This is a genomic window from Brakhagea baltica (assembly GCF_052161605.1).
Lineage (GTDB): Bacteria > Planctomycetota > Planctomycetia > Pirellulales > Pirellulaceae > JBKCUI01.
This window is the reverse complement of record NZ_CP197409.1, coordinates 2,348,340-2,362,891: the sequence shown is the minus strand read 5'-3', so window position 1 is coordinate 2,362,891 and position 14,552 is coordinate 2,348,340. Positions and strand designations below refer to the sequence as shown.

General features: G+C 52.4%; 11 protein-coding genes and 1 tRNA gene. 10 read left to right on the top strand and 2 right to left on the bottom strand.

The window, feature by feature from the left end; translation table 11 throughout:
* The first annotated feature begins 94 nt into the window (after window positions 1-94).
* Window positions 95-1,654: a hypothetical protein gene (locus tag SH449x_RS08700; RefSeq protein ID WP_482380946.1), complete on the top strand. Its 1,560-nt coding sequence runs from the start codon at window positions 95-97 to the stop codon at window positions 1,652-1,654.
* Window positions 1,655-2,317: 663 nt separating this feature from the next.
* A complete protein-coding gene (locus SH449x_RS08695) occupies window positions 2,318-3,082 on the top strand; it encodes a DUF4405 domain-containing protein (RefSeq protein ID WP_482380945.1) in 765 nt (254 codons plus the stop codon).
* A 515-nt stretch (window positions 3,083-3,597) separates the two neighbouring features.
* On the opposite strand, the gene SH449x_RS08690 is transcribed toward SH449x_RS08695, so the two are convergent.
* Window positions 3,598-5,244 carry a sigma-70 family RNA polymerase sigma factor gene (locus tag SH449x_RS08690; protein WP_482380944.1) on the bottom strand — a complete coding sequence of 549 codons (1,647 nt, stop codon included), beginning with the start codon at window positions 5,242-5,244 and terminating at the stop codon, window positions 3,598-3,600.
* A gap of 231 nt (window positions 5,245-5,475) precedes the next feature.
* On the opposite strand from SH449x_RS08690, the gene SH449x_RS08685 reads away from it, so the two are divergent.
* Window positions 5,476-8,121 (top strand): ComEC/Rec2 family competence protein, encoded by a 2,646-nt coding sequence (locus tag SH449x_RS08685; protein WP_482380943.1) that lies wholly within the window; start codon window positions 5,476-5,478, stop codon window positions 8,119-8,121.
* Here the strand turns inward: SH449x_RS08685 and SH449x_RS08680 are convergent.
* The gene (locus tag SH449x_RS08680) at window positions 8,099-9,028 is read right to left on the bottom strand and encodes an OmpA/MotB family protein (RefSeq protein WP_482380942.1); all 930 of its coding nucleotides are present in this window, start codon (window positions 9,026-9,028) and stop codon (window positions 8,099-8,101) included. The genes SH449x_RS08685 and SH449x_RS08680 overlap by 23 nt on opposite strands.
* Window positions 9,029-9,420: 392 nt before the next feature.
* Here SH449x_RS08680 and SH449x_RS08675 point away from each other — a divergent pair.
* The 7 genes from SH449x_RS08675 to SH449x_RS08645 all read left to right on the top strand — a co-directional run bounded on the left by SH449x_RS08675 (window position 9,421) and on the right by SH449x_RS08645 (window position 14,513).
* Window positions 9,421-9,494, top strand: a tRNA-Arg gene (locus SH449x_RS08675).
* A 121-nt stretch (window positions 9,495-9,615) separates the two neighbouring features.
* Window positions 9,616-10,839, top strand: coding sequence for a tyrosine-type recombinase/integrase (locus SH449x_RS08670; RefSeq protein WP_482380941.1), 1,224 nt, complete (start codon window positions 9,616-9,618; stop codon window positions 10,837-10,839).
* The gene (locus SH449x_RS08665) at window positions 10,836-12,071 is read left to right on the top strand and encodes a tyrosine-type recombinase/integrase (RefSeq protein WP_482380940.1); all 1,236 of its coding nucleotides are present in this window, start codon (window positions 10,836-10,838) and stop codon (window positions 12,069-12,071) included. Before SH449x_RS08670 ends, SH449x_RS08665 begins: the two co-directional genes overlap by 4 nt.
* A 145-nt stretch (window positions 12,072-12,216) precedes the next feature.
* Entirely contained in the window at window positions 12,217-12,666 is a 450-nt protein-coding gene (locus SH449x_RS08660; RefSeq protein ID WP_482380939.1) for a hypothetical protein, read from the top strand.
* Window positions 12,656-13,195, top strand: coding sequence for an RNA polymerase sigma factor (locus SH449x_RS08655; RefSeq protein ID WP_482380938.1), 540 nt, complete (start codon window positions 12,656-12,658; stop codon window positions 13,193-13,195). The genes SH449x_RS08660 and SH449x_RS08655 overlap by 11 nt, the downstream gene beginning before the upstream one ends.
* A 183-nt stretch (window positions 13,196-13,378) precedes the next feature.
* On the top strand, window positions 13,379-13,687 hold the full coding sequence (locus SH449x_RS08650) for a hypothetical protein (protein ID WP_482380937.1): 309 nt from the start codon (window positions 13,379-13,381) through the stop codon (window positions 13,685-13,687).
* Window positions 13,688-13,799: 112 nt separating this feature from the next.
* Window positions 13,800-14,513, top strand: coding sequence for a hypothetical protein (locus tag SH449x_RS08645; protein WP_482380936.1), 714 nt, complete (start codon window positions 13,800-13,802; stop codon window positions 14,511-14,513).
* The last annotated feature ends 39 nt before the right edge of the window (window positions 14,514-14,552 follow it).

Below are 14,552 nucleotides of genomic sequence, written 5' to 3'. Positions count from 1 at the left end.
ACCTTTTATGGTGAAGGCCGCGCACGCGTCGTGTCGTGGTCCCTGTCCCAAAGCTTGCAGCAATTAATAGCAAAGTTCATAAGGAAAGATTCCCATGCTCCGAAATTTGATCCGTCGACTTTCTCCAGCTTCCAAAGCGTCCAGGTCGAGCAAACGAGACTTGCAGTCCCGTCGGCTACGAAGCCGACCTCTTCGGGTGGAGAACCTCGAAAACCGAATCACATTTGATGCCAGTTTCCCGCCGGTCGAATTCGCCTCCGTCGAATTGAGTACCGACACGGGGATATCCGGTTTTCACATCGATAGATTGGGAAACGTTTATCGAACCGGCCCCTTTCAAGGTAGAGTCGACTTTGATCCTACTGTCGATCGGGGGGCAAACGGAGCTGATATCCTGGTTAATGACGTTAGTACGATCGACAGTGGCCTAACCATCAACAGCCGCTATTACGTCGTCAAATACAACAAGGATGGCGGTTTCGAATGGGTCCGGGAACTGAAGGGTGGAAGGACCAGGGACCTCATCGTGGATAGCAAGGGGAATGTCTTCGTAGGAGGCGACTTCGTTTCAACCTCTGATCAAAACGCGTTGATTGCGGGGCGGCAGTTGCGTTCAGCCGGGAGTTCGGATGCCTTCATTGCCGCATATAGTCCTAACGGAAATGCATTGTGGGCTAGCGTTGTCGGGCCCGCTACTACTGCTCAAGAAACTGTTTACGATCTCGTGACGGATACAAATGGGTCCGTGTTCGCTCGCGTCAGCAGCAGCAATAATACAACACAGTTATCGCAAACGATCGAAAAGAGAAGTGCCAACGGAGTCATGCAATTTAGGCATCAGTTTGCCACGAACAATTTCACAGGAGTGAGAGGAGGTCTCGAGATCGATTCTACTGGAAGCGTGATTCTGGCTACGACTTTCTCGGGTTCCTTGGATGTCGACCCGAGTTCCAAGAAGCGAATCGTTACTTCGACAGGAAGCGAAAGCGGCCTAGTCCTCAAGCTAACCAATGCTGGAGCCCTTTCCTGGGTTACTACCTTTAATGGAATGTCTGCGAACGGGACGGTCGGAACGTCGGACATTCATTACGTCGATATTGATCCCAACGGCAACATCGTCGTGTCCGGGTGGTATGAAGGCAGAGTTGACTTTGATCCTAGCTCTAAAGTTTTCGACTTACCTGTAACCGACCGACGATTTGTAACCAAGCTGAACACCAACGGCAGCCTAGCTTGGGCGAGGAGTATTTCCTTGCCTAGTTCCAACGTTAATTTCCGAGAGTCGGACGTAACCGTGGGGCCGGATGGAAGCATCTATATCGGAGGATTCATAAGCACCGGAAATACGGTATCAGGTTTTGTTCCAACGGTTGTCGATTTCACACCTGGAGTTGCGGGGGGGGATCATATGGTAAATACCTCCAGCGGGTTCGTTCTTAAATACACTCCCGTAGGAGCTTACGCTTGGTCGGTGGTATTCGACCATGAGGAAGGGAGTTCATCCGTTAGCAGTTTGTTCGTTGACACAAGCAATTCGTTATACGTACGCGGGTCTGTCACAGACACAACGATCGACTTAGACCCTAGTGATGATGAGGAACTACTAACTGCTGAAGGTACGCAACGCTTCATGGTCAAGTGGAAGCAAATCTAAATCAATTGCTGTTTACGCATCAGTAAACGATATAGGTTTGGAAGATCATGTCACGCTAAGCCGACGGAGGTTTCACACCTCCGTCTTTTCGAATTTCTCTACCCTAGCCACTCTGGCAATATCCCCCTTAGTCGCCCAGCAGGTTACTCTGCTGGGCGAAGGGCGTGATAACGCTCTGAACGATCGAAACGCGACCTAGGCCCCATTTGATGAAGCGTTCTCTAGGTGCCGATCCGGATTATCGATATCCCGGGCTGGGAGAAGGCTGAATCGTCTAGAAAGGGTTTCGCATTATCACATTATCATGAAGAAGTAGAATTCGAAGGCCTTGTGCTGATCAGTCGCGCTCACGCTAAGCGAGCTCAACGGAGAGCGGTTCCTGACTACATCTGAATCGATGAGTGGATCGTTGTCACCGCAATCTTGAACTGTACAATGCAAGCTTGAGGTGTAGATACTACGCTTCAGGACAGGTGACCTGTAGGAACCACATGCAGGGACCAAGGAGTGGACGCTAAGTGGTCCATCGTTCAAGCCTGGCTTGAAGGAAATCACCCGCTTTCGCTCGATCATCCCGGTCGAGCTGTTCGCCAGCCGTGTCGGTTTTGGTGTCGGCAAGCGGCTTAGACCATCCGGGAATGCTATTTCATTCGAAAACGACACTTGAAACGAACCACCGTCAACTTGACCATTGATCTCCTGGCCGCAGCCTTTTTCCTTGGTGTGGTCGCGACCGGGTACATCCTCTACTTTCCATTGCCGCCAGGAGCGAACAAGTCGCTGTACCTGTGGGGTTTGACCCGTCATGAATGGGGGCGATTCCACTTTTGGATGAGTGTTGGGTTGCTCGCCGTCCTAGTGGTGCACCTGGCTCTCCACTGGCATTGGGTAGCCGCCACCGTCGGACAGCGATTCGGTTTGGCGAGGAATCCCCAGAGCCAACACGTTCGCAGTGGAGCCATCACTGCGGTGGTGGTGATCATGACCCTCGCACTGTTTGCCTGGATCGCCGAGATTTCTGTCCGCGACAGAAGCGATCCTCCCTACTCGACAGCCCCCTCGGGAGAAACAACCGCCACGGAATCGAAAAGGGAAACGCTCGGGGCGGAGGTGACTAGTGCCGGGATCGATTTCTGGAGGGATGTCCATCCGATCTTGGAGGCTTCGTGCGTTCGATGTCACGGCCCGAGCCGGGGGTACGGTGATTTCCGAATCGATCGGCGCGAAGATTTTTTTGGCCAGGACGGGGGGCCCGCGTTGGTAATACCCGGCAAGAGCGCAGAAAGTCCATTGATCGCAATTGTTCGAGGCCAGCGACCCAACATGCGCATGGCCGCTGCTCATAAGTTATCAGACCGACAGGCTGACGTCCTGCAGGGGTGGATCGACGCCGGTGCCAAGTGGCCCCAAAAGATCGTTGACCGTTGACGGTTGACCGTTAAGTTACACTGCGAATCGGTAAGGAGTGTCGATTATTTGTCCAAATTTTTTCTGCATTGAGTGTTTGCAGATCTCGATTCCGTAGGAATGGTTAGAGGTAGACTAAATCGCCTGTGACCATCCCCCTCTTTAATGGAGAGCCTATCTAGTTCTGTCCCGAAATTTTTTTTTGGTTGAAAGGATGCGGAAGGGATACTCCAAGCAATTGCGTCTGGTCACCGTGCCGGTTTAACAGGTGGAGCTGAATCTGGAGTCGCGGGATTGGATTGTTCCTGTGCTGCGAACCCGCGCAACGTGGGGGATTTTGCAACTTTATCCGACAAGGACGTCGCTATGACACGAGCCGCTTACCTAACCGATCTGAGTGATGAACAATGGACCATCGTCAGTCCGTTTACGCCCTAGCAGAAACCGCTAGGTCGGAATGTCGAGGTCGAGCTTCGGGAAGTGATGCAGGAATCGTTATTGCCATAACAATTCCGTGATTGGTTAGTAGCCAGGGACTATTCTCCCAAGCTTGTTTCGAGGTAAGCCGGGACGTCGACACCATCCACGAAGCTGGACAGGGACTTGCTTCGTTGAGGATGTTGCAGCTTCTTAACTGCCTTGCTCTCAATTTGACGAACGCGTTCTCGGGTCACTTGGAAAATCTTACCAACTTCTTCGAGGGTGTAAGCATATCCGTCAGCCAAGCCGTATCGGAGCTTGAGGATTTCTCGCTCGCGATAGTTCAAGGTTTGCATCGCTTCGTGAATTTGTTGCTTAAGGGTTTCTTGGTTGGTCTCATACAAGGGGTCATCGTTGCGATGATCTTCAAGAAACTCACCGAAGAAACTATCGTCATGATCACCGACAGGTTGATCCAGGGACAATGGTTGACGAGCCATCTTGATCACCACGCGAGCATCATCCACACTGAGACCAGCTCGCGCTGCAGTCTCTTCCACGCTTGGCTCACGACCTAGCTCTTGAATCAAGTCACGAGTTATTTGACGAACCTTGCTCATGGTATCAATCATGTGAACAGGAACTCGAATCGTACGGCTTTGGTCAGCGATAGCACGGGTGATCGCTTGACGAATCCACCAAGTTGCGTAGGTCGAGAACTTAAAGCCTCGCTCGTACTCGAACTTGTCAACGGCTCGCATCAGACCAGTGTTACCCTCTTGGATCAGGTCCAAGAAGCTCAGGCCTCGGTTGCGATACTTCTTCGCAATGGAAACGACCAGTCGCAGGTTACCAGCGGACAAGTCTCGCTTGGCAGCATCGTACTTGACGCGGTTGGCGATCACTCGATGAACACGACGAGTCAGAGTTGCGGGTGTCTCGTAGGTGATTCTCATCAGGTAGCGAACTTCGGCGGTAAGTTTTTCGACAGAGTCGCCGTCCGAATGTCCATGGACTTTGGCTTCTTCGATCCGTGCCTTCAATGTAACCATTTGGTTTTGGATTGCGATCAGCTTGTTGAACATCGGCTCCAATCGGTTGGTTCGAAGATTCATCTCCTCGACCAATCGGACCGCTTTGTTGCGGCGGCAGACCAATCGCTTCCAAGCGTTGCGTCGATCTTCCATCGGCTTCGATTTATCGATAGCTAGGTAGTAGTCACCGTAATTGCGGAGAAGCAGGTGGCGGAGTGTCTTAATATTGGGACCGATTCGTCGCATGATGGCAACCTTCTCGGTGGCGTTGGTCACGCTGACCTCGATGGTGCGATCCAATCGAAGCTTGCCGTCGCGAACTTGCTCGAGGAGCTTCGTAGCACCTTGGAGCATAAAATCGGTTGCGAGCATCCATAGTCGATAATCGTAACGGGTGACCTCAATTTGCTTGGCCGCTGACACTTCTTGTTGGCGGGTCAAAAGAGGAATTTCACCCATTTGCATCAGGTACATGCGAACCGGATCTTCGGTGGCATCGACGACTTCGCCATCGGAGTCGTCCCAGAGGGACATTTCTTCGTCGAGCAGTTCCTCGTCGATGTCTACGCCGTAATCGTCGCCGTCCACATCCTCTTCCTCTTCTTCCTCAAGAATTTCGTCTCCATAAATCGCGTCAAAGGAACCACCGAAGTCTCGGTCTTCGTTACGATGGGTGTATCCCGAATTTCGACTACGGCGGTTTGTTCGTGGTTGGTTTCGTCGGGTCATTTCGGCATCTCCGCAAGGTAGGTGACTTTGACATTCGACAGAGCCTCAAGGTTCCGTCTGATGCTTACCTACAATTGCAGGGAACATGCCAGAAACGGCTCAAAAATCGGTGGGAGACTCGTAGGCCTGGAAAAAACCAGGGTTTGCGGGCCATAGTCAAAATTTCTTCCGTTTCAAGACTCCGAAAAAGTTGTTTTTTAACCACATTTTTTGTTGCAAAAAATCAACGTGATGCCAACGCTCAACCGCCACAACCTACATTTTTTCCGATTGCGACTCGCCAGACTATGCCGTCGTCGAACACAAGCTGCCATCGAACGGTACCCAATGGTTGGTTTGTTTGGTATTACCGCGACTTTCGTGGCGATGGAGCCTCGACTCGGAACGGCTTTATCAAATGGACTGTTGGTCTTAACGGCACTGTTGCTCGCTTACTGGCTTGGTTCCATCTGCTTGCGGAAACGAACGATCGGTCCCGTTTGGAAGGTCGCCACCCTCTGCATGGCTGTGGCAGCTTTATTCGTTTTCGTGCAGAACGGAACTCGTCGACTTGCGGATGACAACAAAGCGAGAATTCAACAGAGATGGGATCTTGCTCGCCGGGAGTCATCGGGACTCGCTTGGGAACCGATCGCTTTGCGTGGGACGATTGAACAGTCCGTCTCGCTACGCCCGTCCATGTCGACGAAATCGACGGGTTCGAGTATGCCACCATCTGCTGATCCCCTTCAGACAGTCGATGGGCAGACGTGGATGTCGACGTCGGTGATTCGAGTTGAGCAGATCCGTGAAAAGCAGTCGTGGCAGCCGGCTGAGTTCCTGGTTCCCTTTTCCGTTCTTGGACGAATCGAATGGTTGCCCGGCGATCGGGTCGAAGTCTACGGTCGTTGGAAATTACCGAGCGTTGCGACGAATCCGGGGCAACGAGATCCGACCGAGTTCTTTACCTCCCGAGGTTACGACTTTCAACTGCGAATCGATTCTCCTGAAAAAATGAAACGCTGGGAAACTCCCAACCGCTTTCGGCTCGATCGCTGGCTGAGCAAGCTACGCAACGTTGCGATCGATTCGATGGAAGCCAACGTACCATTCGGAATGTCCCACTTGGCATGTGCATTGATTCTTGGTCAACGCGATATGGCATCGTGGGCGTTGCAGGAAGAGCTGCTCGCGACGGGAACCATTCACATGTTGGCCATTTCGGGCTTGCACATTGAGATGATCGCGTCGGCCTTGCTGTTTCTGGGGGCACTCGCAAGATTCCCGAACAAGCGACTACTTGCCATCGTCTGTTTGATCGTTTGGGGGTATGCCTTGCTGTGTGGTGCGAAACCGCCGGTGATGCGTGCAGCCATCATGTTGAGCTTGGCCTATTTTGCTAAGCTTTTAGGGTGGCAGTTTTCGAGCTTGAACAATCTAGCGACGACGGCCCTGATCCTGATGGTATACCAGCCTGGTATCCTGTTCGATGTCGGTCCTCAGCTTTCTTTTATAGCGGTGGCGGTGCTGATTCTCTCCTCGGAGAACTTAACGAAGCGGCAGACCGCCTTGATGAGTTTGATCAAGGCACGTGAAGGAAGAGGCATGCGTATATATCGCGCCGTGCTGGATTGGATCTTTTCCGCCTTGCGAACGAGTTTCTGGGTTTGGATGATCACCTTGCCAATCGTGTGGAATGGCTTTCATGTGATGAGCCCGGTTAGCGTCCTTCTCAATCTGCTACTTTGGATTCCTATCATGATCGCTTTGGTCTCCGGACTAGCCATGATCGTTGTCGGATGGATTCCTTTGGTAGGCAATGTTCTGGGGTTCATGTGCGGATTGCCACTGTGGTTCGTCAAGCAATTAGTGGATGTCGGCGAGTCGATCCCGTTTGGACATTTTTGGGGCCCGTCACCACCAGTGGTATGGGTATATGGATTTTATTCCATCGCTTTGATTTTGATGATCTACTCGGGAAGACGTCGTGCCTTTTCTCGAAGCGGGCTTCTTTATGTGCTTCTTTTCTGGCTGGGAATTGGAATTGCTTACAACCCGGTTAGCAAATCACTGCACCGGCTGTTCTCGTCTGACCTGGAACTGATCGTCACCTTTATCGACGTAGGGCACGGGACCAACGCATGGATCGAAACTCCGGACGGAGAGTTGTGGCTCTACGACGCTGGACGACTCGGTGATCATGAACGAAGCTATAGACGCATCGCCGATGCACTCTGGTACGAAAAGCACGCAACCATCGATCGAATGATTCTATCCCATGCTGACTCGGATCATTACAACGGTATGAAAGGATTGTTGAAACGCTTCTCGATCAAAGCCTTTGCGACCACCCCGCAGGTTCTGTCTCACCCCTCCGAGTCGCTGGGTGGATTGTTGTCCGCAGTTTCAGCACGAAGGATCCCCGCTGAAATTTGGCAGCAAGGAGATAAGGAAGAACGGCCGGATTGGGCTGTCCACGTTCTGCATCCGCCGGAGAGCCTGACGGGGGTGTCGGACAATGCTTCGAGCTTGTGCCTGCTATTTGAGTACGCAGGCAGACGCATTCTGTTACCGGGAGATCTAGAGCCACCTGGTGTTCAAAAGGTCGTCGAATCTCCACCGATACCGATGGATTTGATCATGGCACCGCACCACGGCTCACTGAACGCCAAGGCCAATTTGCTTGTTGACTGGTGCAATCCGAAGGTGATTCTGATCAGTTGTTCCGATCGGATCAATACAAAGCGTGCTCTCGAGTATTTCGCGGGGGACGAGCGTGAGATATTGCTTACATCACGAGATCATGCGTTGCGAGCGATCATCGCCCGAGATGGTCGCCTCACGCTCCAGACTTGGCAAGAAGGTCGTTGGATGACTACCACGTCTCTGGATAAATAACAAACTCGATCCTACGATTCGCAGAACGCCCTGTGGGAGAGTTGTTGTCCGCGATCGGATAGTTGTTCCCGTGTGCGAGTGTAAAAAGTTGAGTAGAGGGCAAATGATTTCTTTTGGTTAGTTGCTCCATCACAGCGTTGGACTGAGCGGCTGCTAGTTGGTGGCTGGTGGTGTATGTGCCGCCATAGAGTTGGGAGTTATCGGTGTGCCCCTCGATGGCGATTCTCTGCTGCGGATAGTCCCGAGCAATCACCTGTGCAATTCGATCCAATGCTGTCGATGCTGAAGGCGTGAGCTGGGCCGTGCCTGATTGAAAGAGTTGGTCTGCTGGCACACGAACTCGTATGACGCCGTTGTCATCTTCGACACTAAAGCCAAGCTCTCGGACTCCTGAGCTTGGTAACCGACTGCTGGTGTTGGCCGTCAGCTTGGCACCGCCTCGGCGACGCTGAGCAGATTCCATGCTTTCGATTCGTTCGGCGAGGCTTCTTGCTTGTTGGCTGGTTTGGGACTGGGCGATCTTGGAACCTTGCAGTTGATTGGTAACCTCAGCCAGCTGGCGTTGCATAAGCTCGCCTCGCTCTTTGTACAGTTGCATTTGCTGTTGAGATTGGGCTAGCTGCGTGGTCAATTGGCGGTTGTTCTCATCGAGCAGCCGAGCCCGGCGTTCCAGTTCCGCCATTTGGGCCGCTATGTCTTGGCCCGGAGCGGGCGAACCAGCTAGTCCGCCGAAGCCCGAAGGAGTGGCGGTAAGGTAAGGATTGCTTCGATTGCAGCCCGTCACCGCGAGAATCACGAGCAAAATTGCTAGCAAACGATATAGAACAGGCGTGCGAGCAGACAGTTGCCTTGGAGGGCCAGATTGCTCATGGTTGGGGGATTCGCGCAGTTCCTTGCTCATAGACATTTGCAATAGCAACTAGAAGCTGAGGTTGCAATAGAAGCTCGTGAAATCGTTCTCACGGACCCGCGAATGTTTCTGGACGCGTTACATCATTTTCAGGGTCTCGCCATTGTTATGCGGAAAACTGGCGGTCATTGGGCACTTTGGTCGACTCAGAGCCCTTGCTCATTCTGTTGCTTACCCGTTGATTAAATCGCAGGATTTAGGGTAGAATTCGCTAGTCGAGGCTTTTTGGGGGGCAATGGTGTCTGTCAATCGGATATCGTTTCGTCGCAATGACTGATACAGGCACCTCCAAAGGTTGTCCTGACAGGTGTCGCAGGAGATGTTTTCCAAACCTGAAGCCTTGGTAAAGGTGATTGTAAGCCTGGTTTTTACTAGGTTTTTTGGTTTACGGGGTCATAGCTCAGTTGGATAGAGCAACGGATTTCTAATCCGTAGGTCGAAGGTTCGAGCCCTTCTGGCCCTATTCATCGGTTTACCAGCGTTTTTTGCGGTAGAGTCGATGCTAGTTTGAATGTCGGATGAGAAAAAACTAAACCTCTGAATCGGGAAGGTTCCCGGATTCATTTCTATTATGAGGTTTAGTGATGGGAGAGAGAGTACCATCCTACCGGCGTCATTCGTCAGGCCAAGCAAGGGTGACGATCAACGGTAAGGACTATTTATTAGGGGAGTATGGTTCCCCCCGGTCGAAGCGGGAGTATGCCCGTCTGATTGCAGAATGGGGGGCTCAGGATAACTCCCGGTCGTTCGGGATTCCCGTGGAGCAGTATACCGTGGTCGAGCTAATCGCCGACTATGTGAAGTACGCAAAGCAGTATTACGGGATCGGGACGCGAAGCGAGTATCACCGCATCAAGCCGGCATTGGCAGTGATGAAGCGATTGTACGGGCCGACTCCAGCGGTTGAGTTTGGGCCTGTATCGTTCAAGGCGGTTAGGGGGACTATTGCCAATGAAGGCGATAGGAGCCGGGTCTATGTCAACAAGTTGGCGGAGCGAATTGTTCGAATGCTCAGGTGGGCAGTCGGCGAGGGAAAACTACCGCCAGCGGTTGCCGATGCAGTCGGCATGGTCGCACCACTCAAGAAGGACAAGACGAATCTAAGGGAGATGGATGAGGTCCAGCCGGTCGCGATCGAGATGGTAGAGCAAACGCTACCGCATCTCTCGCGAGTGGTCGCGGATATGGTCCGGTTCCAACGGGAAACGGGTTGTCGGCCAGGGGAGGTGTGCAGCATCCAGCCGGGCATGGTGGATAGGACGAATCCCGATGTATGGGAGATCAACCTACACAACCACAAGAACGCGTGGCGAGGTAAAAAGCGGACAATCTATGTCCCGAAGAAAGCTCAGGAGATCCTATCAAGGTATCTGTTACGGGCAGCCGATGCGTATTGTTTTTCTCCGAAGGACTCCAAGAAGGAAGTCATCGAGGAGCGATCAGCAAAACGAGTGACTCCTCTAAGTTGCGGCAATCGTCCCGGCACGAATCGAAAGGCGAAGCCACAGCGCGTACCCGGTGAGTCCTACACGACGCAAAGCTACGGCAAGGCGGTCTATCGAGCATGCCAAGCAGCATGGCCGGTCCCCAAGGGGATGCGAAAGAAGGCGGATATCGCCCAGTGGCGGAAGGACCATACGTGGAGCCCCAATCAGTTGCGGCACACTTTCGCGACCAAGATTCGGAAGGAACTCGGTATTGAGGCGGCCAGCGTTTTGCTAGGCCATAGTGAACTGGATACTACCCAGATCTATGCACAAAGAGATAAGGAATCAGCGATCGAAGCATTGAGGAGACTAGCAAAATGAGTATCGGATCAATGACGGAATTGGATTTGGCTGTTGAAGATTACATCGCCTACAAGGTCGCGGAAGGGCTTAAGCCCAGTACGGTGAACGATATGCGTTACCGGGTAAAGCGATTGATTCGCGAACTTGAGGTTTCGCGGTTCGACGAAATCACGGAAAGTGCGGTGGTCAAATGGTTTGTGGATTTTGGCCGCAATGAGGAAGGTAAGGACCGGCCTAAGGTTTCGGCCAATGGTCGCAAGCTGCAATGGGTCTATTGTGGTGGGTTTTTTCGTTGGGCCGTGGCGATGAAGTTCATCGGGGAAAACCCGGTGGAAAACGCTCCGAGACCTAAGAAGTTCAAAAGTGACAGGAGAAAGCTACGTCGCGCGATGACAGCCGATGAGCTCGAAAAACTCATCTACGTGGCAAAGGTCAGACCGCTAGCCGAGTATTGTAAATCCCGAATGATCGGAAGTCGGCACACCGATTATTGGCAAGCGAATCCGATCACTCTTCAGAACGTGGGACAGCTAGCGGAGACGGCGACTAAGTACCGCAATGCTAAGCGTACAACGGAAAGGCTCAGGCGTGACGGTGAGAAGTGGGCGTTGGTCTATAGGACACTCGCATTAACGGGGCTCAGGTGGTCAGAACTCAGGACTCTCAAGGTCGGTAGGTTGTCTCTCGACGATGAGAAGATGACGTTGGATTCTCGATATTCGAAAAACTCGAATAGCGATGTGCTACCCGTACCTGGAGAGCTTGCCAGAGACCTGAAAGCGTGGATCGAGGAGAACAAGCTAGGTCCGGATGACAAGCTATTTATGATACCCGGCAAGGGGGTCAAGCGGTTTTACCGTGACATTGAGGTGGCGGGAATCCCCCGGGTCGATAACGAGGGTAGGCAGATCGACATTCATGCACTGAGGTACTCATTTGGGACGATGTTGGCTCGCGCCGGCGTGCACGTATCTCTTGCCCAAAGGTTGATGCGACACAGCAAGCCGGAGCTAACTATCGGGATCTACACTTGCCTGGACTCGGGCGAAGCAAAGGACGCGTCGAACACGCTACCAGCGATCGGATCAGGCAAGAAGCCGGAACCCAAAGAGGAGCCTAAGCCGGTCGAGTCAGCATCGACAACGCAGACTCCAGCGGCATCGGCAAACGATGGGCTACTGAAAGCACTGCTAGAGACAGCAGACGCGGAAACGCTACGGGCTGCGCTCCTGAAATCTATGCAAAAGTAACCGCATCAATGCGGATCATTTGGGAGATTTATCTCCCAAAACTCAGTCTCGGAACGGGCGCTAAAGCGCCCTAAAAGGCGGGCGCTAAATGGCGCTTTAGCGCCTATTTGTGCAAACAACTATCTATTAAAACCCAGGAAATATCATGCTTTTGTGGAAAAAAATTGAAAGGCGAGACAAGATCGGACTGTTGGCTTGCGCGGCCATAATCTTGAAGAGCGCTCAACACGATGAAATGCCGCCGGTGAACTTGGTGGCGGCGATCAACTCGGTTGAACAACATGTTGCTGATGGTGCGAATGTCGAGATTGGCAGCTTCCGGGACGATCCGGTTGTCGTGTTGATATGGGACGAAGGGAGCCTAGCGGTATGGTGTGTACCGGAGGTGCGAAGGCATCGTCTGGAATCGATTGCGTTGGGCTATGGGCTTAGTGAAGCGATTCGGGCGGGGGGGACAAGCATCGACTTGTTTTGCGACAGCTTGCCCGTCTACGAGATGGCCAAGGAATTGGGCTTCGTTTCATTTTCCGATGACCAGGACTTAGAGGAATGCCTTCTGTATCAAGTCGAAAAGGAGGTGAGCCGTGTTTATTAGCAACGAGACTCTGGTAGCAGCCCAGAGGGGCGATGTAGCAGCGATCAACTGCTTAATGGGGCATGCTACCCGGCTCGCTTGGTCGATAGGTCATAAGGAACTACGGGATCGTAGAGACGTGGAGGATATCGGGCAAGAGGTCGCTATCAAGGTGTATCGGCATCTCTCAAAATGCAATGCTGAAACGGGCGGTCAGTTCGTCCAGTGGGTGACCAAGGTTGCTTTGAGGACGTGTCTCGACCGAAACAGGAAAGCGGCATCCCGTCCAGACATGTTGGATCAGGTTCCCGAAGTCGAGGTGGACTACCGGACAGCAGAAGCTCTGGAAGCATCGGAGATCCTACTCGGCGTTGCGGATCGTGTTGGTACGGTCGAGGAGGTCAAACTAGCGATCGATGGCTGTTCTCAGGCCGAAATCGCGAAGCGACTCGGAATCGGTAAGCGGCAGGTTCAAACAGCGATTGAGAAGCATCGGGAAGCGGTGCACTACGCGGTGAAGGAGGAAGCGGTCAGGCGCTTTAGCGCTTAAGGTCGAGACCCAAAACAGGCGCTAAAGCGCCCAAACCGGAAACCCTGGATGGTCAAAAGTCCAGGGTTTTTTCATGTTTTCCGCCAATTTGAAATTCGTTTTCGTTTATGCCATGATTCGCGTGGGCATGCAAGTGCGTGAGAGATCTTGCAGGATTAGGACGTTTTTCTAATGGGAGAAAGCATGAGTTTTACAGTTGTGAAAAAAGAGTATCGACCAGTCGCCGAATGGTATCAGGACATCTACGGCGCGACGGTATCCGACGCGACGATTAGCAGATGGAAGAACCTAGGCATCATGGTAAACGGCAAGCGTAAGACATTGCGTACCGTCCTCTTAGGTGGGCGGACGTGCACTACGCGAGAGTGGCTAATTGAGTTTCGCGAGTGCCAGATTGAGCCCATGCCGGCAATCGAACGAGGGCCAACCACCAAGCAGTTGGAGAGAGCTAAGAATTCGGCGGAGTCGTTCTTGGCCGCAGAGGGCATCTAAGCCAGCCAATAAAAAAGGCCACCCGGAAGCAAGCGGGTGGCCTAATTTTCGTGTGGTCGCGGTCGTTAGCCGCAACCACTAATAGCGCGTCATTCATTCCAGAGAACAACGAATGCATCATACAGAACGTCAGCAATCGGGTCAATCAAAGCGAAAGCCCAATCTGTTTACCAGCACGCCGATGAACTGGTTAATTGTGGCATCGCAACCTGATTTTGCGGACAAATTTCCGTTTCTTTTGGTTCCTCTTGAGGATGTTCGGAAAGCCAAGCACGCAGCCGTAACTCTAGCCGCAATGCGGTTCATTGTTCGGAACTCAGAACGATATTTTGCCGGTGTCGAACGGCTATGCCTACTAACGGGATTGTGCCCAAAGACAATCCAGAATCACTGGAAAACATTGGTAGAGCTAAAGCTCTTGTTGCATCGTCCAACAGGCAAGAAATCAACGGAATTCCGAATTGCTCCAGTGTCAGACGGTCCTAGCATTGTCATCCCGCTCGGGATGATTGAATTACTGGATACGTTCGCAGAGCAAGTCTTGATGGGGATCGTCCTTTCGAGCACGTGGAAGCTGATGAGCAGCGAAGACAAAGACTTGGGGCACTCAATTTCCTGCTTGGGGCATGCTGCTTACCTAAGCGTGGGAGGTGCGAAATGGAAGTCTCTAACAGGCATGCATGAGAGACAGTTGTTTCGAGCTAAGCAATCGTTGGAAGAAAAAAAGAAGATCACCGTACACGGTCAATCACGTCGTTACATGCTGCCCTACGGGTCGCATCCCGAGTGGGATGATATCCGCAATTCTCTGGACCTTATGCCATGACATTTTTACCGATGACATTCTTACTGATACCCCATGACA

Coding starts and splice junctions, on each gene's coding strand:
- SH449x_RS08665 (WP_482380940.1), top strand. CDS start 10,836: ATGAGTATCGGATCAATGACGGAATTGGATTTGGCTGTTGAAGATTAC.
- SH449x_RS08670 (WP_482380941.1), top strand. CDS start 9,616: ATGGGAGAGAGAGTACCATCCTACCGGCGTCATTCGTCAGGCCAAGCA.
- SH449x_RS08660 (WP_482380939.1), top strand. CDS start 12,217: ATGCTTTTGTGGAAAAAAATTGAAAGGCGAGACAAGATCGGACTGTTG.
- SH449x_RS08685 (WP_482380943.1), top strand. CDS start 5,476: ATGCCAACGCTCAACCGCCACAACCTACATTTTTTCCGATTGCGACTC.
- SH449x_RS08650 (WP_482380937.1), top strand. CDS start 13,379: ATGAGTTTTACAGTTGTGAAAAAAGAGTATCGACCAGTCGCCGAATGG.
- SH449x_RS08645 (WP_482380936.1), top strand. CDS start 13,800: ATGCATCATACAGAACGTCAGCAATCGGGTCAATCAAAGCGAAAGCCC.
- SH449x_RS08680 (WP_482380942.1), bottom strand. CDS start 9,028: ATGTCTATGAGCAAGGAACTGCGCGAATCCCCCAACCATGAGCAATCT.
- SH449x_RS08700 (WP_482380946.1), top strand. CDS start 95: ATGCTCCGAAATTTGATCCGTCGACTTTCTCCAGCTTCCAAAGCGTCC.
- SH449x_RS08690 (WP_482380944.1), bottom strand. CDS start 5,244: ATGACCCGACGAAACCAACCACGAACAAACCGCCGTAGTCGAAATTCG.